The organism is Paenibacillus sp. FSL R10-2734 (genome assembly GCF_037963865.1).
Classification (GTDB): domain Bacteria; phylum Bacillota; class Bacilli; order Paenibacillales; family Paenibacillaceae; genus Paenibacillus_AQ.
Map to the genome: position 1 here is coordinate 4698994 of NZ_CP150170.1, position 17151 is coordinate 4716144.

20 protein-coding genes are annotated in these 17151 nt (G+C 43.3%); 7 read left to right on the forward strand and 13 right to left on the reverse strand.

The genetic code is table 11. The features are described from left to right. The first annotated feature begins 6 nt into the window (after positions 1–6). A complete protein-coding gene (locus tag NSS67_RS20470) occupies positions 7–1056 on the forward strand; it encodes an anthranilate phosphoribosyltransferase (protein ID WP_339315429.1) in 1050 nt (349 codons plus the stop codon). 329 nt (positions 1057–1385) lie between these two features. On the opposite strand, the gene NSS67_RS20475 is transcribed toward NSS67_RS20470, so the two are convergent. Beyond that, the gene (locus NSS67_RS20475) at positions 1386–1994 is read right to left on the reverse strand and encodes a pentapeptide repeat-containing protein (protein WP_339320647.1); all 609 of its coding nucleotides are present in this window, start codon (positions 1992–1994) and stop codon (positions 1386–1388) included. Between the two features lie 123 nt (positions 1995–2117). Here NSS67_RS20475 and NSS67_RS20480 point away from each other — a divergent pair, with 123 nt between their 5' ends. After that, positions 2118–2498 (forward strand): PilZ domain-containing protein, encoded by a 381-nt coding sequence (locus NSS67_RS20480; protein WP_339315431.1) that lies wholly within the window; start codon positions 2118–2120, stop codon positions 2496–2498. A 111-nt stretch (positions 2499–2609) separates the two neighbouring features. On the opposite strand, the gene NSS67_RS20485 is transcribed toward NSS67_RS20480, so the two are convergent. The 5 genes from NSS67_RS20485 to NSS67_RS20505 are packed head-to-tail and all read right to left on the reverse strand — an operon-like array spanning position 2610 to position 6119. Further along, positions 2610–3338 carry a hypothetical protein gene (locus NSS67_RS20485; protein ID WP_339315432.1) on the reverse strand — a complete coding sequence of 243 codons (729 nt, stop codon included), beginning with the start codon at positions 3336–3338 and terminating at the stop codon, positions 2610–2612. Continuing rightward, positions 3332–4033 carry an ABC transporter ATP-binding protein gene (locus NSS67_RS20490; RefSeq protein ID WP_339315433.1) on the reverse strand — a complete coding sequence of 234 codons (702 nt, stop codon included), beginning with the start codon at positions 4031–4033 and terminating at the stop codon, positions 3332–3334. The genes NSS67_RS20485 and NSS67_RS20490 overlap by 7 nt, the downstream gene beginning before the upstream one ends. Positions 4034–4037: 4 nt before the next feature. Then, on the reverse strand, positions 4038–4421 hold the full coding sequence (locus NSS67_RS20495) for a GntR family transcriptional regulator (protein ID WP_339315434.1): 384 nt from the start codon (positions 4419–4421) through the stop codon (positions 4038–4040). A 2-nt stretch (positions 4422–4423) separates the two neighbouring features. After that, positions 4424–5170 (reverse strand): ABC transporter permease, encoded by a 747-nt coding sequence (locus NSS67_RS20500; RefSeq protein ID WP_339315435.1) that lies wholly within the window; start codon positions 5168–5170, stop codon positions 4424–4426. Further along, positions 5163–6119: an ABC transporter ATP-binding protein gene (locus tag NSS67_RS20505; RefSeq protein WP_339315436.1), complete on the reverse strand. Its 957-nt coding sequence runs from the start codon at positions 6117–6119 to the stop codon at positions 5163–5165. The genes NSS67_RS20500 and NSS67_RS20505 overlap by 8 nt, the downstream gene beginning before the upstream one ends. A 199-nt stretch (positions 6120–6318) precedes the next feature. Between NSS67_RS20505 and NSS67_RS20510 the strand changes: the two genes are divergently transcribed. From NSS67_RS20510 to NSS67_RS20520, 3 genes are all read left to right on the forward strand, one after another. Beyond that, positions 6319–6690, forward strand: a complete 372-nt coding sequence (locus tag NSS67_RS20510) for a hypothetical protein (protein ID WP_339315437.1) — start codon at positions 6319–6321, stop codon at positions 6688–6690. Positions 6691–6937: 247 nt separating this feature from the next. Next, positions 6938–7309, forward strand: coding sequence for a hypothetical protein (locus NSS67_RS20515; RefSeq protein WP_339315438.1), 372 nt, complete (start codon positions 6938–6940; stop codon positions 7307–7309). A gap of 99 nt (positions 7310–7408) precedes the next feature. Further along, entirely contained in the window at positions 7409–8245 is an 837-nt protein-coding gene (locus NSS67_RS20520; RefSeq protein WP_339315439.1) for a sulfurtransferase, read from the forward strand. Between the two features lie 745 nt (positions 8246–8990). Here NSS67_RS20520 and NSS67_RS20525 read toward each other — a convergent pair. Beyond that, on the reverse strand, positions 8991–9497 hold the full coding sequence (locus tag NSS67_RS20525; protein WP_339315440.1) for a type IV toxin-antitoxin system AbiEi family antitoxin domain-containing protein: 507 nt from the start codon (positions 9495–9497) through the stop codon (positions 8991–8993). A gap of 831 nt (positions 9498–10328) precedes the next feature. Between NSS67_RS20525 and NSS67_RS20530 the strand changes: the two genes are divergently transcribed. Continuing rightward, a complete protein-coding gene (locus NSS67_RS20530; protein WP_339315441.1) occupies positions 10329–10586 on the forward strand; it encodes a hypothetical protein in 258 nt (85 codons plus the stop codon). 341 nt (positions 10587–10927) lie between these two features. Here the strand turns inward: NSS67_RS20530 and NSS67_RS20535 are convergent, their stop codons facing one another. The 6 genes from NSS67_RS20535 to NSS67_RS20560 form a co-directional block, all read right to left on the reverse strand. After that, complete coding sequence (locus NSS67_RS20535; RefSeq protein WP_339315442.1) at positions 10928–11113, reverse strand: hypothetical protein; 186 nt, start codon at positions 11111–11113, stop codon at positions 10928–10930. Positions 11114–11256: 143 nt separating this feature from the next. Beyond that, positions 11257–12513, reverse strand: coding sequence for an MFS transporter (locus NSS67_RS20540; RefSeq protein ID WP_339320648.1), 1257 nt, complete (start codon positions 12511–12513; stop codon positions 11257–11259). A 403-nt stretch (positions 12514–12916) separates the two neighbouring features. Continuing rightward, positions 12917–13681 (reverse strand): ABC transporter permease, encoded by a 765-nt coding sequence (locus NSS67_RS20545; RefSeq protein ID WP_339315443.1) that lies wholly within the window; start codon positions 13679–13681, stop codon positions 12917–12919. Then, a complete protein-coding gene (locus NSS67_RS20550) occupies positions 13678–14622 on the reverse strand; it encodes an ATP-binding cassette domain-containing protein (protein WP_339315444.1) in 945 nt (314 codons plus the stop codon). The genes NSS67_RS20545 and NSS67_RS20550 overlap by 4 nt, the downstream gene beginning before the upstream one ends. 12 nt (positions 14623–14634) lie before the next feature. Continuing rightward, a complete protein-coding gene (locus NSS67_RS20555; protein WP_339315445.1) occupies positions 14635–14988 on the reverse strand; it encodes a DUF1048 domain-containing protein in 354 nt (117 codons plus the stop codon). Then, on the reverse strand, positions 14981–15310 hold the full coding sequence (locus tag NSS67_RS20560; protein WP_339315446.1) for a PadR family transcriptional regulator: 330 nt from the start codon (positions 15308–15310) through the stop codon (positions 14981–14983). Before NSS67_RS20560 ends, NSS67_RS20555 begins: the two co-directional genes overlap by 8 nt. A gap of 403 nt (positions 15311–15713) precedes the next feature. On the opposite strand from NSS67_RS20560, the gene NSS67_RS20565 reads away from it, so the two are divergent. Beyond that, complete coding sequence (locus NSS67_RS20565; protein WP_339315448.1) at positions 15714–16868, forward strand: S-layer homology domain-containing protein; 1155 nt, start codon at positions 15714–15716, stop codon at positions 16866–16868. Positions 16869–17151: the final 283 nt, after the last annotated feature.

The window sequence follows — 17151 nt, forward strand, 5'->3', positions numbered from 1 at the left end:
CATCCTATGATCAACCTATTAAAAGAAGTGGCCAGAGGCAAACGAGGCGCTCGAGATCTCAATTATGAAGAATCTCTATTTGCCGCGGAGTCCATTCTCCGTCAAACGGCATCGCCTGCCCAAATTGGTGCTTTTCTGATTGCCGAGCGCATTAAGCTAGAAAGCATGGAAGAACTAGAAGCATTCGTCTACGTCTGCCGTAAATACGCGCACCGGGAATCACGACTTGAGCAGGGACTTGATTGTGCCGGTCCTTATGATGGAAGAAAATCCTCATTCATTGCAACTTTTCCCACTGCATTTCTATTGTCAGCTGCCGGACTGCCTGTCACCCTACATAGCTCTGCTTCTCTACCACCCAAATGGGGAATCACCTTACTGGATATCATTCATGAATCCGGCATCAAGAGCACAGCTTTAGGACGCACAAACGCCATCGCTGCCGCCTACGAGAGTGGTGTGCTATTCGTTGATGCTGAAAAATGGTGCCCTCCTCTCGGCGAAATTCGCACCATCCGTGAGGAAATTGGCATGAGAACCATATTTAATACAGCAGAGAAGCTAATTGACTACGCCTGTTCTCCTTTTATTGTCTTCGGTATATACCACAATACAGTCTTCGACCGGTTATCTAGGTTACTAATAAAGCTAGGCTATCAAAGGGCGTTAATCGTCCAAGGCGTGGAAGGCTCAGAGGACCTTTACATTGACCGACCGACCCGTGTATATACAATTGAAAAAGGTGTTGCAGCTCTTGATATCATTGATCCTGAAGTACTGGGTTTAGATACTACAGTTCCTGAAGTGCATTGGACCTCACAGCAACAGCTAGAAACTGCTGAGGCTGTTCTACAGGGCGGCGGTCACATGGCCTTCAATAATCAAACACTACTGAACGGTGCCGCAAGACTACATTTAGCTGGTAAGGTCAATTCAATCGAGGAAGGGCTATATACCTGCAAAAACTTACTGGATAATGGTGAAGCATGGAGCGTCTATATGAAATGGAGGGGAGCACTTCTCGGCAGCAAAACAGGTGCTATAGGTCCAGTATAAAAGAACCCTTAGCTTTCTCTTTCACTCATAATATGTAATATTAAGTAAAATTAACTTGTGAATCCCGTAGACTTAGCGTAATATATAGTAATAATTTACTATATAGGAGGGTCTAATAGACTATGCCTTCATATTATTTCAAAGAAGTATGGACACCTTTGCGCTGGGTTGGTATCAAATTATTTCGAGATGATGATGGATTCCTTTGGATTAAATGGTGGGCAAAGCCTAGAAAAAGACTACGGTAAAGCCTTCAATTGCTTATGCAATAATACATAGATAATAGGGGAATCAATCGCTATCACACTAGCAGCTGACTCCCCTAATTCTTAGTTCCCTACCTTAGCTCCAAAAGAGCGTGCCAACAGAACAGCCTGATCTATATCCATACGAACTCCCTGTAAATCCAGACTTTTTAAATCAATCCCCTCAAGAGTGGCGTCCCGCAGATCAGCCCCCTTTAGCTTGCATTGAGACAACTGCACACGACTTAAATCAGCTCCGCGCAGATCACTTTTTTGCAAATTACAGCCCATTAAATCCGCTTCCGTAAATCGAATCCCACGCAGATCCTGTCTGCTAAGATTGGTATGTCTTAGGTTCGTGTAGGACCAATCCCCTCCAATAAGGGTAATCCCGTCCAAATAAGCATTTGAGAAATCAGATCCTACCATTTTACAATCTTCAAATTTCGATACGAACAGATTTGCTCCCGTGAACTTACAGTTAGTAAAAGCCGAGCCTTTATGGTGTGACGCATTGAGCATGGCTCCAGTAAAATCGCAATCTACAAATCGACAACCGATGGTATTCATCTCTTCCATAGAGCTTCCTTTGAAGGAGCACTGCTCAAATGTACAGTTATTTAACTCCCCATCCTGCAAACTTCCTTGGTCAAAATTGTGTTTTTGAAACGTTTCATTAAGGTATTGGTACATATCGAGTCTCATCACCTTCATTAGAATTAAATAAATCCATTCTTATTAAAAATAGCACTTTAGTAGATTGTTCTCAACAATCCCTTTCGATATAATAGCAAATAAACGATAGGGAGGGAAATTATGGATGTGTCCAGCAGGAAAGAACCATTCCGCTATGTAATGAACCAGCCGCTTGAATGCTGGATTGAAGTTCCAATAAGTAATAACGGCCCAGGTGCAGGAAAGCTAACAGAAGCTGTATTGCTTGATCTTAGCCGATCCGGCTGCAAGGTGCGCACCCCTCTAAATCTTCGATTCACGGCGGGCGATACAAAGCTAATCATTCATCTTCAATTAAACGAAGAAAAACTTCAACTCGTGGGTAGCGTTCGTTGGGGCTGGATGTTCGGACTCGGCCAGTACCAATATGGAGTTAAACTTAAATTGAACGAGGACGAAGAAGAACGGCTACATAGAGAACTCGATATATGGACAGCCTCACTGCAAGCAGAGGGGTTGTAGAATTCAAAATAACAGATGCCCTCCTCATGGGAAGGCGTCTTTTTTTGCACAAAAACGAAGGCAAAGCTAATTAGCTCCGCCTTCGTGCTATGATCTGTATGAGTTATGCGCTTATAACTCAACTCTTTTCTTAACGAGTTTAACAATCACAAATATTAGAATTGCTGCAATCGTTGCTTCGAACAGGATTGGAAGTAAACCAAGAAAATACTGAGGAATTTCAATTTCATTTAAATTAGCTCCACCCTCAGTCACCTCAAACCGGAACGCACTTTCAAAAGAGATAAATTCATGATCGAACATCCAAGTCTCTAAAAATGAGATTATATTTTGAATTATAAAAAATGCTACTAACCCTATCCATACTTTCCCTTTAACTCTCACACTCCGTGCAACAGTTATGGAAAACATCACGAGTAACATAGAGAAGGCGGATGCCCACAAGATCATTAACACTGCATACGAAGAAACCGACCAGAAATCCTCCGGTAAAAATGAAGACGAAATCATCATTATATACACGCATAAATGAATATAAGCAATTATAAATAACCCGAGCAACAAACCTAAAAACAGCAGTACCGGTGACATAACCGTATGCAAGACTGGTAATGGTACGAGTCTCCGATTGTATAAACTCAAGTTCTGATTAAAGGTACGTAAAGTAAGAAAAAGAAGAACTACTCCCGCTACGACATAGGTAGTGATGTTCATCATAAACATTTCCTGATCCGAATTAATTGTAAAGCCTATCACAAACTGCACAAGAATGGTGATTACAAAAACGGCAAGAAATTTATCCCTATCTCGTCTAAAATCATACTTCACTAGCTTTAGCATTCCGCGTACACCTCTCTGAACAATTCATCTATGCTTTTACCTTGGCGTAGTCGGATATCCTCTACCGCCGTATGCATCACCATTTCTCCCTCTTTTATAAAAATCACATCATCAAATATCCGCTCAATATCCGATACTAAATGGGTTGATAAGAGTATGGTGCTGTCCTCTTCATAAAACTCTACTAACGCATTAAGAATTTTAGTTCTTGCTACTGGATCTACGCCACCGATTGGCTCATCAAGTAAATAAAGGCTAGCTCTGCGTGATAAGGCAAGTGTAAGCTGTAAGCGTTCATTCATCCCTTTAGACAGATCCTTTACCTTATCTTGTGTTCTTAACTTCATAAACTCCAACATTCGTGAAGCCTTCGTCTGATCAAAATCCGGATAGAAATCACTTTGGAACTTTAGAGCATCCGCAACATTCATCCAGGATTCTGTAAGCGGCTTATCCGGCATAAATGACACCACTGCTTTACTGTCTCTGCCTACAGAACCCCCTATGATCGACACATGTCCGGAGGTAGGCTGTGTAAGTCCTGCGATGATTTTCATTAGTGTGCTTTTACCGCTGCCATTACTACCTAGCAGTCCTGTGATCTTACCCGCATTCAGATTAAAGGAGACTCCTCGGAGAGCATGCTTGGATCTATATTTTTTAGTAACGTCATGAACCTCAAGTATATTTTCCAACTTGCTACTCCCCCTTTTCTCCATCCTTCTTCCGGATATTCTCCGCCACTACCGCTACAATATCTTCTCCTTGAAAACCGAGATCTTCCATGCCACGAATGAAACGATCTAGTACATCTTGTGCCATTTCTTTTTTTATGGTAAGGATAGTGTTTTCATTACTTGTAACATATCTTCCCATTCCACGCCGGGTCTCCACGATTTCTTCACGCTCCAGTTCCTGAAAAGTTCTTTGCACCGTATTCGGATTAATCTGCAAATCACTAGCAAGCTCACGTACAGAGAGAATTTTATCTCCCGGTTTTAGCTTACCTGTGACGATTTCACCTTTGATGTAGTTCATGATCTGGATATAAATCGGCAGGTTGTTATCGAATTCGATTGTCATGTTTAAGCAACATCCCTTCGTCTAAAGACGGAAAAGCCTATGAGTAGAAAGACAACTGTGTATAAGACTAGCATTATGATGGAAAAGGTCAGCGTCATTCCAGGTATAGGTGCTCCTCCACCTTCATAAGCAGATAAATTCAGGTTCGGGAATAATACATATTTATAGAACTCACGGGAAATGATCAATTTATCTATCATCAGCATAAACATAGTAACCCCGATGGTCACACCCGTTGAAGTCGTCAAAATCCCAATCATAAAAGCAAGCGTTACATACACAACTGTACTAACAGAGTTGTACATTAAACTGGTTAACATCTCGCGAATACCAGCCTCACCACCACTTAATCCGAACCATAATGCTCCTGATACAAAAACCGCCAACATGCCGACAATAGCCACTGTAAACGCATAAATCAGCACAACAGCATATTTGGATGCAAGTATTGCTGTACGGCTTCTTGCACGGATTAGAAGGAATTTGATGGTGCCCTGACTATATTCTTTTGAGACAATACCCGCTGTTCCGATGATTGCGAGAATGGTAATCACTTGCCCAATCCCTTGTGAAAGCAACATCATGGATGAGAACTCATACGCTGATCCAAACATGTCAGATGACACGGAATGCACAATGTATCCTATCAGCAGAGATAAAAGAATTATCAATAAATACGGAACGAAAAACGTACGTTTCTTCGAGAGCTTTAGCCATTCATTAACAATAAGATTATTAAATCTACGCAATGCGGTTCCCTCCTGTCCATTTCAAGAAATCTTCCTCTAAGCTTTGTTTATTCTCTATAATGCGGAAAACACCTACCCCTTTATTACTAAAAGTCGTCACTAGCTCGGGCACTCTACTATCATGCAGACTTACCGTCACCTCAGATCGAGCACTATCCATTGATAATAACTCTGCGTATTCCATCCCTTCCAAGAGGTTAATTGCTGATTCAACTGAACCTACACGAATTGTTAGCTTCACTTCTGTAGTTGTCTCCTGCTCTCCACCAATTGCTGTCACAGTCACCAGCTTGCCGTTCTGAATCACAATGGCACGATGGCAAATTTGTTCAATTTCAGTCAGTAAGTGGCTGGAGATTAGAATAGAAATCCCTTCAACCTCTGCAATTCTACGCATATAATCACGCATTTCTCTGATTCCAGCAGGATCTAGTCCGTTCGTAGGCTCATCTAGAATCAATAACTTCGGACGGTTCAGTAACGCCTGAGCAATCCCAAGACGTTGACGCATTCCCAGTGAATAAGCCTTCACTTTCTTATTCATCGCTTCCTGAAGCCCTACCAATTCCACAACCTCTTCAATTCTACCGGCCTCAATATTATCCGTCATTCTTTGGTATTGCTTTAGGTTATCAAGCCCTGTCATATAAGGATAGAACTCTGGATTCTCAATAATCGCACCGATATGCCCAATCGCTTTATTAAAATCATTCTTAACACTGTGACCTTGAATGATCACATCACCTTCGCTCATTCTTATTAAGCCCGTCATCATACGAATTGTTGTTGTCTTTCCTGCACCATTTGGTCCTAAGAGCCCTACAATTTCTCCCTTACGGATATCAAATGCCAACTTATCCACAATGGATTTCCCTTTAATGATCTTGCTTACCCCATTCATTTGCAAAACGATGGAGTCTTGCATGTGTTCGTTACTTTCCTGCTTCATGGTAATCCTCCCTGCCATCTAATTAATTATTGATTAGTTCATTTCATTGTGTCAGTGTCATAGTTGAATAGTACACTAATATATTATTGATGTAAAGCCCGAAAATAAAGAACTCCTCAAAATGGGGCTTACTATTAGACTATCAACCAAACCAAATAATCAAATGAACATAGATTAGATAACAAAGGAGGAATGACAAATGAAAAAGGAAGTTCATGTATCTCAGACTTTTCCACGCTTGACCGTTTACGACGAAGAAAACCTTAGAGGGAACCGCAGAATCTTGACTGGCAACCTGGGCATTCGGAATACAGACGCTATTCTCGATGGTATTGAAAGTCTTCGTTTCTTCTCCACCAGTAGCAATGCAACACTGGTATTGTTCACAAGAACTAGGTTTAGAGGGAACTTCCGCGTGATCCGTGGAAACCGCACCATCCGTGATTTGGACGATTTCATTTCCGGCAATGATGTGGAATCCATTATTTCAAGTAATCAGCGCTTAACCCTCGAACAAATTCGCACTATCCGTAGAACTGGCAACTTACCTGCGGGATATCGTCTGATCTAACAGCATCGCACAACAAGTAAGGAGTAATCTGGAGTTTGACTCCCAGGTTACTCCTTTTTTTCCCAGAATCATTTCCTATTAAATCAATTCCCGTTGCTGATCCTAACGACTTTCAGAATCTTCATAGGAATTTGATCTTATTCTTCCAAAATAGACACCAATCCCAGCAGATTCCCCCGTATCAGCATATGGTAAATGGACGGCATGTCAAATGACAGCATGTCAATCCAACAGGGAGGGATTAAACATGGTCGCCAATAAAGTAACATCCGTAATCTATCCCAGGCTAACAGTATATAGTGAAGAGAACTTTCGTGGGCGTCGAAGAACCTATCGCGGTAACCTGGGTTTTCCAGATGTTGATACTATCATTACAGGAATAGAAAGCTTACGCTTCTTCTCCACGAACCCGAATGCTACACTTGTGTTGTTCGATCGTTCAAGGTTCCGTGACAATTTCGTTATTTTGCGCGGTAACCGAAGCATCCGTGAACTGGATGATTTCCTGCGAAGAGGAGATGTCGAATCACTCATTGCAACCAATGAGCGACTGACCCGGGCACAGGTTCGCGCCATTCAGCGCACCGGCAACTTGCCTGCGGGATATCGTCTGATCTAATTATTCGAGGACATATTTTAAGCTATAAGCTTAAGGTGCGTCCTCTTTTATTTTCCGCTATAATGACTCCATACATATTAATAGAAAGAAGGTATCTTAATGGAACCAATCGTTTCTACTCGCTGGCTGCTTGCTCGGCTATACGAACCTGAACTTGTTATAGTCGATTGCCGTTTTTTACTCACTGATCCGGAAGCTGGACGTAAAGCCTACACAGAAGATCATATTCCCGGCGCAATCTATTTACACCTGGAAGAACAACTCTCAGCAGCAGTAAGCACACACGGTGGTCGTCATCCACTGCCCGAAATCTCGAAACTGACCTCCGCACTTAGCAAGGTTGGCATTAACAGAGATAGCATTGTTGTAGCCTATGATGATCAAGGCGGAGCTTATGCTTCCCGTCTGTGGTGGATGCTCCGTTATTTGGGTCATGAACGTGTGTATGTAATGGATGAAGGCTACTCTACTTGGAAAAAAGGTAAATTCCCAGTCAGTGATCATCAAGCGGTGCGCATTCCAAGCCAGTATGAAGCAGATGTTCAAACGGACATGCTTGTTAGCATGGAAGATGTGCAAACCGTGGTTAAGGGCGGTGGCGCATTGTTGATCGATTCACGGGAATCCCGCCGCTACGCAGGACTTGAAGAGCCGATTGATCCTAAAGCCGGTCACATTCCAGGAGCTATCAATAAGTTCTGGAAGGATGTGCTCGATGACCAAGGGCGCTGGAAATCAACTGAGGTGCTGAAAGAGCATTATGAGGGGATTGATCCTGAGCAAGAGATTATCGTGTACTGTGGATCAGGCGTAAGCGCCTGCCCAAATGTCCTCGCACTTGGGACAGCCGGGTTCAAGAATGTGAAGTTGTATGCAGGGAGTTGGAGTGATTGGATTTCGTATGAGGGGAATCCGATTGCGACGGGAGAAGAATAGAATAAAGAACCCGCGATCGGCGCGGCTTCTTGTGATTCCCTGGAAATCAGAGGCCTGATTTACCTTACCGGCGGCACATTGTATTCGATTTTTCGCATACATTTGGCTCGTTTACGTCACCGGCGGCACATTGTATTCGGTTTTTCGCATACATTTGGCTCGTTTACGTTACCTGGGGCATATTGTATTTGGTTTTTCGCATACATTTGGCTCGTTTACGTTACCTGGGGCATATTGTATTCGATTTTTCGCATACATTTGGCTCTTTTACGTTACCGGTGGCACATTGTATTCGGTTTTTCGCATACATTTGGCTCCATTACGTTACCGGCGGCACATTGTATTCGGTTTTTCGCATACATTTGGCTCGTTTACGTTACCGGTGACACATTGTATTCGATTTTTCGCATACATTTGGCTCGTTTACGTTACCTGGGGCATATTGTATTTGGTTTTTCGCATACATTGGCTCGTTTACGTTACCGGTGGCACATTGTATTCGGTTTTTCGAGTACTTTTGGCTCGTTTACGTTACCGGTGGCATATTGTATTCGATTTTTCGCATACATTTGGCTCGTTTACGTCACCGGCGGCACATTGTATTCGATTTTCCGCATACATTTGTATCGTTTACGTTACCGGTGGCACATTGTATTCGGTTTTTCGCATACATTTGGCTCGTTTACGTTACCTGGGGCATATTGTATTTGGTTTTCCATTCACATTCTCACGACGACCTTCATCTTCAAACCAAATCTGGACTTTGTAGCGTACCTATATATTCATAGTAAATGATCCGCTGAGATGAACCTCTTGCCACCGGGCGAAATTTACCTTTATCCACCAGCTTCCGGCAGTATTTAATGATCGTCATCGTGTGCAATTCCAGCTCTCTCGCAGCATCAGCCGGGCGAAGGACACGATGGTGCCGGATGGCTGCCCGCATCAGATCGCGCTCGATTCTGGAATAGGCTCTCTCAGCGGTTATCTTCGCAGACTTTTCTGCTAACAAATAAGAAAAGAGAATGTTCCGCATCGCAGAGAGAATGAAAGATGGATTTTCTTTTAGCTCATCCAGCGAGATATAGAGCACCGTGCAGTCTTGAGACTGTAGAAAAAGCCCGCGGTTCAAGTCCATCCGATATTTGCTACGATCCATTCCATGTGAGCCAAAGTCCATGATCTCAAATGCAATACGCGAGGCTCCGATCTCCCACAAAATAGGATCTGCCACGCCAGTCCTTAACTTCATATTCGGGGTGTAATCCGTGAAAATGTCCGGCTAGAGGCCACCATACCCGCTCGACAAACAAGCGGTTTCCGTAACCATGACCGCGTTTAAGTGCATCGAGCCGCTCTCCCTTCCTTAGTTTAAGATGATTACATAACCATTCATCATGCTCCCTCTCGAAACCCATTACCTATCCCCTCGCTCTGCAATGAAATATGTTTCTACACACACAAAACCCCGCCTCTATTCCTAAAGGAAAGGAGACGGGGCATTCTTTGCCTCGTTTGGTTTTATCTATACATAGTGTGCCACATTATCATTAGAAGGCACAATAGGAAATTGGAAGGATCATTCAGGACAAGGCTATAAAGGAGGGTTGCGAATTGATCCAGAGTCTGTGCTGTCGTTTATTTTTGTAAATAATTCCTGTTTGCAATCAATAAGATTATACTCCTAATATAACTATAGACAGGGCCGGATATACAAACATACAACTGTATGCAGTGAGCTAGAGTGATTGGGTTTCGTATGAGGAAATTGTGGTAGCTCCTGAGGAAGATTAGGGTTAAAAGCGCATGGTTGATATCTGGTCACACGATTATATGAAAGAGAAGCAACTGTCAGCATCCCGGAGCATCCGGCCGCACTTTTGCGAAACGGTCCGCTGAGGACTCCCGTTCCATTCTGAGTAGTGCTCACCCTATCTGAGGACAGTTGGTCCACGTTGGGTTCGACCAGGATTTTCTGTATAATGGTAAATATTACGTCGGATGTGATGTTAAACGTACGAACTGACATGTAAACAAAGTCCATGCGGCGTCTGAAACCACGAATCGGAAAGGATGAAGTAAATTGAGTTATACTGATCTGTTGGAACGGAAGAGCGAAATCTTGAAGAAAACGGTCGAGAACTGGGTTTTGAAAGAAAATCGCGAAGGCTTGAACCTTCAAGAGGCTCATATTTACCAGAATATGCTCAAGGAATTTCATCAGAACGAACATGAATTGAATGGGGTACGAGACGAGGAAGCAGTTAAGCGCCAGGACAACGGGTCCACAGAAAAGGAAGACACCGTAACCGTTCGCAAACATGCGGCACAAACGGCATGATCTCAGAAAATGTGCGCGTAAGAATATGAGAGGCTGCCCGGGAAGTTTGGGCAGTTTTTTTCCGTACATTCCATTCGCCGCCGACCTCCGAAACAAACGCTCTATAATCTAGCAAGCTGAGGATATCGCTCTATGACGTTGACCTTGTCTGTGCCAAGTAAACCATTAGAGTACAGAGCTAGCTCCTGCACGTCACGACTGCCCGAATGTGCTGTGCTGGAGAAATCCGGACATAAGCATGTGAAGTTGTAAGCAGGTATCTGGAGTGATTGGATTTCGTATGAGGGGAATTCGGTGGCTATTGGGGAAGAAAAATTATGTAAGAAGGGGTGATTAGCCCCCTACTCCTCTAGCTCATCCAGCTTCGCTTCCAGTTCAGTCAGTTTGAGATTCGCTTGATCCAATATCTCTTGTTGCTCTGCGGCTTTTGCTCGTTTTATTTCTTTTTTGATGGCCTCAATCTGTTGTTCCAAATAGAGAATTTCGGCTTCATTTCCTGAGTTGTTCCAGATCTGTGAGTAAGTCATAGCCAGTCTCCTTTTTTCTAAGTAAGAAAAGCTTTCCCCAAAGTTCAATTGAATTTCAGGAGAGCTTTTTTTCTCTGTACATGAGTTTCAAATCATAGCCCTTATCCCGCATTAGACTTTATCTCGCTGGTGCTGTGTATCCCTCACCCCTGCTCCTGTGCTGCATCCTTTATTAACGGCAACCCAGCTTCAACCAAACGTTTGTTACGAATGAAGAAAATGGACAGTATCACAATAAACAACCCCGTTCCAACAAGAAGCCATTCAATATCAATCACATCCGAAAGCGGACCGAATATCAGCATTCCGATTGGCATCATGGAAGTCGATATCATACCAAAAACTCCAAATATGCGTCCCAAATAATCAGGATCTACTTTCTCTTGTATCATTACGGTTGTCGGTGTATTAAAGATAGGCATAGCAACACCGAATATAGCCATCATAGCCAAGTAGACCCAAAATATAGGTACAATACCCAAAGCTAACGTACAAACGCCCATAATCATGCTAGCGAAAGTCATCGTATATACTTTGTTGCGGAAACCGCCCCATGATGCAATAATCGCTCCGCCAGCCATCATACCGATAGAGAAAGCAATTTCAATAGCTGTCAATCGCCAATAATCATCTCCAAAGCTGCGTGTCACTTGTAGCGGTGTTAAAAATGCTGCCGGTGCCATCAATACAAAGAAAAAGGCGAAAAAGATAAAAAAGGTCTTGAGAAAGCTGTGGGTTTTAATATAGTTCAAACCCTGTTTAAAGTCATCCAAATAGCTAGTCGTTTGCTTATCAGTCGCTTTTTTATGCAAAGATATTTTCAAAAAGAAAGATAATGTAATGATCGCTATCGCCGCTGTGACAACATCGATAAAGAAAATCACCTCGATTGTTGACAGTGTAAGCAACGACGCGCTTACGATAGGCGCAACAAACATCATAAGCGCTTGAAGACTTCCGTTTATTCCATTTACCTTCGTCAGCTTATCCTCTGGTACGATTTGAGGTAATATTGCCCCAACGGCAGGCGTTTGAATCCCTGCTCCGAGCGCGCGTACTGCAGCAATGGCGAACAATAACCATATCTCGTCATAACCCAACAAAAATGTAATGGCTAAAATCAGTGTGACAAAGGCAATTATCGCATCTGCTATAATAATAAGATATTTTCGATTGAAACGATCTGCCCATACTCCTGCAAACGGAGATAATATAAAGGTAGGAATGAAACCACAAATAATAAATAACGTCATCATCATACCCGATTTTGTTGTGAGTGTTACGTACCACATTATTGCATATTGAACTAATGCAGAGCCAAATAACGAAAATGTTTGACTACTTAAAAAGATAATAATATCCCGTTTCCAATGTTTTTTGTTTGGTGATTCAGTTGGTATCACTTTATCTAACTCCTCCATTTTAAAAAAATAACATCACACTCTTCCCACTCGTTTACTTCAATTAATAACCAAAACCGTTATTTCTAATCCTATGTACGAGTATTTTGTATAAATCCACATTCCTAGAATAACACAGAAATATTCAAAATTTAGACCTTTTTCTTTAGCCAATCCAAAAAGCATCATCTCTTCTCTCTAAACCGCGGTTACTCACACGAAGCATGGAATTAAGGTTTGCTTGTCAGTCTGTGCACATAAAAGCCGGTATGCCCTCTTTCGAAGAGTTACCGGCTCTTTGTTTATCACTAATTCATTTCTCACCAACAACTCTCCATTTATGCAAACAAATCGATCATACTAGTTAGAAGTTCGCGAGCCGTTTGCCGGTCTTTTTTAGCGTTTATTTCATTCTCCGTTTATAAACCCGCATGGCCGAAGCCCAGAAGAACCCGAGTATTGCCAAGCTCCATAAAACCGCCACAAGCGTAGTTTTATCCGCCGTTCCTCCGAGTAAAAGTGAACGAATGCTCTCGATAAGCGGCGTCATGGGCTGATATTCCGCGAATGCGCGGATCGCCGCGGGCATGCTGTCAGTCGGGGCAAAGGCTGAGCTAACGAATAAAAGCAACATCAGAATGTAAGAAAACACTCCGGCTCCCTCAAAAGATTTGGCAAGCAAGCCAAAGGTGACGGCAATCCAAGTAAACGCAAGAACACTAAGCAACAAAATGCCAATAGCTAATACCCAACCGAGTACATCCGCTTTCGGTCGAAATCCCATGCCGAAGGCAACGAGGAATATGGCAAGCAATGAAATGACGTTAAAAACTAATGATGCCACCACATGACCACCTAGAATGGAGGCTTTTGCGATCGGCATGGAGTGGAATCGCTCGAATATTCCTTTCGTGAGATCATTATTGATACGGAGAGAAGAATAGGCCACGCCACTGGCAATACAAAAAAGCAATATTCCGGGAACAATATAATCGATATACCTTACATCACCAGTGTTCATCGCTCCGCCAAAGATGTAAACGAAGAGCAGCATGATCATGATCGGCATGGCGATGACGGTAATAATCGTATCGATGCTACGCGTGGAGTGACGGATGACACGCCCACTCATGACGGCGGTATCGCCTAGAAAATGAATGAATTTCATTGGAAGTCCTCCTTTTTGCTGGTGACGATTGCGAGAAACACATCTTCAAGCGTGGGCAGTTTCTGAGCAAACTCGGCAATTTCTATGTCACTTTCTGCCGCTTTCGTTAGTAATCGCATCATTTGCTTTGTACTTCCATCAGTAATGACCGAGAGCGTGAGATTGTTCGAATCTGCAGTTGCGTTGAATTCCTTTAACAGGTCGCGTGCTTGATTTAGCGTTGTTTCATTGTCGAATCGAAGTTCGATATGCCCCCGAGGCAATCTGTTTTTAAGCTCCGCCGGACTGCCGCTTGCCACGATATGACCTTCGTGTAAAATCGCGATTTGATCGGCTAGATGGTCGGCTTCCTCTAAATACTGTGTCGTTAAAAAGACAGTGACACCCGATCTCGCTAAATCCTTGATCATATCCCACATAGCAATACGGGCTTGTGGGTCAAGACCGGTGGTCGGCTCGTCGAGAAAGATAACCGACGGGTTGCCTAATAAGCTCATAGCCAAATCCAAGCGCCGACACATACCTCCGGAATAAGTAGAGATTCGGCGGTCAGCGGCATCGAGCAAGTCAAAGCGGCGCAGCAACTCCTCAGCTTGTTTGTCAGGGTCGGGCAAATGGCGAAGTTTGGCCATCATTCGCAGATTCTCGCGCCCAGTCAGGATATAGTCTGCGGTTACGCTTTGTCCTGTCAGGCTGATCTCCTTGCGAACATGTTCGGGTTGTTTAGTTACATCACTTCCATTAATCTTTGCGCTACCGCTGTCGGGCTGGAGCAAGGTAGCAAGAATTTTGATCATTGTGGTTTTACCAGCTCCGTTGGATCCGAGAAGGGCAAAGGTTGAACCCTTCTGTACGGTGAGGTCCACCCCTCGCAACACTGCTACGTTTTTATAGGATTTTTTGAGGCCGATTACCTCAATAGCCCAATCGTTCGATGTCATCCTAATCTCCCCCTATCTTCCAAGTTTTTTATGAATGGATTCGTTCATTTTAGTTCGCATTTTCCCTGTCCAAGTTTGAGCTGAAACACCTTCAAGCAAACCGTCGCAGAATGCCATAACGTCATCCCCTACAATTTCCAGAACATCTCGACCTTCAGCAGCCCCCATCTCAAACATGTCGAGCATTTCGGGGAACAGGTTGATGACGCTAGAATCGTTAGACGAGAAGTTCAGCATGTATCGCGATGCGATATTGTAAACTTCGCGGTAATCGTTCGGGAGCGCTTTTGAACGTTTTACGCACTCTTTGTACGCTTTCTTTTGAACACGCAAATCTTTTAGCCAAGCGGAAAAGTTCTTATACACGGCTATCCTCCTTTAGTTGAGCAAGTCTTGACGAAACATATCCCCATTTCTCCCAAAACTGGGACAGTTCGTTCTGCCCGGATTCATTCAAGCTATAAAATTTCCTTGGCGGCCCTATTTCGGACGGTTTTTTCTCGATATCGACGAGTTTATTTTTTTCTAGCCGAATCAAGATGGTGTATACCGTTCCTTCGACAACATCTTCAAAACCGAGCGTATTTAGCGTTTTTACGATTTCATACCCATAGGTTTCTCTCCTGCTGATGATTTCAAGTACGCAGCCTTCCAAAACTCCTTTCAGCATTTCCGTAAGGTTTTCCATTTAAGTCCTCCAATACTACTCTGTATTGCTTAGTACCACTACATAGTATCACCGAGTAGTCATTTTGTAAATAGGTGGAAAAGCGGATTGCTTAAAAAAAATGATTGCCGGAGCGATTGGATGTCTTCGCTGACAGCCCAATTTCGCTTAGTAAAAAATAAAAGCCCAGAGACCGCACTGGCCGTGGAGCTTTGGAAATTGCGTCTGGAGCGAACTCTTAAACGAAAACCAAAATAAAGCCAAGTATTCCTGAAGCCCATTACAACAGTGTAGTTATCATATATGCAATAGTAGAATTCCATTAATATTCCATTAAGATTTGAACATCTCAAAAATGTTATGTTGAGAAAGTCACTTAATAAATATTAAAAAATAACACTAAACGGTAGGTAGAGTAACAATCATGAACAACAAATTTTTTTACAGGTCTTTCGTATTGGCTCATGGTTTGACCTTCGCCACGTCGTATAGCGGCAGTTTGATTTCCGCGGAGAAGTCGTCAGCTGATTTCACCGACCTAAAGGACTTAGACGCAGCGACGAAGTCCAAATTCGATGCGATGATATCAGCGGGTATCTTTGACGGTGTATCCGACACCACTTTCGGATTGAAAGATGAGATGAATCGCGCTCAATTCGCGAAGGTAGCAGCACTTGTTACTGGGTTGAACGTCAACTTGGATCTCAAGAAATCTTCCTTCAGTGACGTAGACGGCTATGCGCTACCCTATATCGAAGCATTGAAGAATGCAGGAATAACGGTTGGATTCGGTGATGGCACATACAACCCTGCGGGTAAGGTTACCAATGAGCAATTAGCCACATTTTTAGTACGAGCATTGGGCAAGGATGCTGATGCAAAATCAAAGGCCGCTTCAGGCGTTGGCGATCCCACTGTTACCAATTGGGCTAAAGGTTACGTCGAGTTGGCTCTCGAGCTTAAATTACTAAATAACGCTCCGAACGGTACGTTCGGCGGAAATGTACCAGCAGATCGAGAACTACTTGTTAAAGGATCCTTCCAATCCGCCAAAACGCTCGAAGAGTCTAAACCTCTGATTGTAACAGGAGGATTATTTGAGACAGGTGACAAATTGAATTTGAAATTGACGGTACAGATCGACCCCAAGTCCATCGACCTATCCAAAATTATTATTAACGGCGTACCGCTAGATCCGAAGCTAGACAGCTTCGAGTTGTCCAAGGACGGGAAGACGATCATTATCAAGTTGCATAAATCTTTACAATTCGTCGATCCGTCCAAAATGCCGAAAATCGATATAAGCGGCCTGACAACGCTATACGGAAACTCAGTGAAAAACGATGAGATGAACCCGATCCCGGTTACAGCAACCGAGTCACTAGTCATCAAACCTAAGCCCACTACATCATCGATATCGGAGCCTGCGCAGAATCCAAGCCCAGAACCAACTCCGAGCCCAAGCCCAGAACCGACCCCGAGCCCGAGTCCAGAACCGACTCCGAGCCCGAGCCAGAATCCAAACCCAAACCCGAACCCAAACCCAAACCCGAACCCAAACCCAAACCCGATCGATTGAATGTGAATCCGGTGACTACTGAGAAAGAAGAAAAGCTGAAAGTCTAATAGTAGTATTTTATCTTTGCGTACAGAGCATGGTGGTATGAATGCCCCCTTCGCTCTGTATTTTTTATGGTTAGAGAACTAAAAATGCTTGCAGGCAAACAAATGATCATGGTCTTCTAGGTCCACCGTTTAGCAAAAGAAAAAGTAGGTGTGCAGAAATAACTGCTCACCTACTTTTTTTAACTTATATTTAATCCGTTATTTCATCAATGAGTGAGATTGAGCCAGTAAAGAGC

Excerpts from the sequence above, each read along its gene's own strand:
- NSS67_RS20475 (WP_339320647.1), bottom strand. The coding sequence starts at position 1,994 with ATGTACCAATACCTTAATGAAACGTTTCAAAAACACAATTTTGACCAA.
- NSS67_RS20480 (WP_339315431.1), top strand. The coding sequence starts at position 2,118 with ATGGATGTGTCCAGCAGGAAAGAACCATTCCGCTATGTAATGAACCAG.
- NSS67_RS20560 (WP_339315446.1), bottom strand. The coding sequence starts at position 15,310 with ATGGAAAACCTTACGGAAATGCTGAAAGGAGTTTTGGAAGGCTGCGTA.
- NSS67_RS20545 (WP_339315443.1), bottom strand. The coding sequence starts at position 13,681 with ATGAAATTCATTCATTTTCTAGGCGATACCGCCGTCATGAGTGGGCGT.
- NSS67_RS20470 (WP_339315429.1), top strand. The coding sequence starts at position 7 with ATGATCAACCTATTAAAAGAAGTGGCCAGAGGCAAACGAGGCGCTCGA.
- NSS67_RS20550 (WP_339315444.1), bottom strand. The coding sequence starts at position 14,622 with ATGACATCGAACGATTGGGCTATTGAGGTAATCGGCCTCAAAAAATCC.
- NSS67_RS20565 (WP_339315448.1), top strand. The coding sequence starts at position 15,714 with ATGAACAACAAATTTTTTTACAGGTCTTTCGTATTGGCTCATGGTTTG.
- NSS67_RS20485 (WP_339315432.1), bottom strand. The coding sequence starts at position 3,338 with ATGCTAAAGCTAGTGAAGTATGATTTTAGACGAGATAGGGATAAATTT.
- NSS67_RS20525 (WP_339315440.1), bottom strand. The coding sequence starts at position 9,497 with ATGAAGTTAAGGACTGGCGTGGCAGATCCTATTTTGTGGGAGATCGGA.
- NSS67_RS20535 (WP_339315442.1), bottom strand. The coding sequence starts at position 11,113 with ATGACTTACTCACAGATCTGGAACAACTCAGGAAATGAAGCCGAAATT.
- NSS67_RS20505 (WP_339315436.1), bottom strand. The coding sequence starts at position 6,119 with ATGAAGCAGGAAAGTAACGAACACATGCAAGACTCCATCGTTTTGCAA.
- NSS67_RS20495 (WP_339315434.1), bottom strand. The coding sequence starts at position 4,421 with ATGACAATCGAATTCGATAACAACCTGCCGATTTATATCCAGATCATG.
- NSS67_RS20515 (WP_339315438.1), top strand. The coding sequence starts at position 6,938 with ATGGTCGCCAATAAAGTAACATCCGTAATCTATCCCAGGCTAACAGTA.
- NSS67_RS20520 (WP_339315439.1), top strand. The coding sequence starts at position 7,409 with ATGGAACCAATCGTTTCTACTCGCTGGCTGCTTGCTCGGCTATACGAA.
- NSS67_RS20510 (WP_339315437.1), top strand. The coding sequence starts at position 6,319 with ATGAAAAAGGAAGTTCATGTATCTCAGACTTTTCCACGCTTGACCGTT.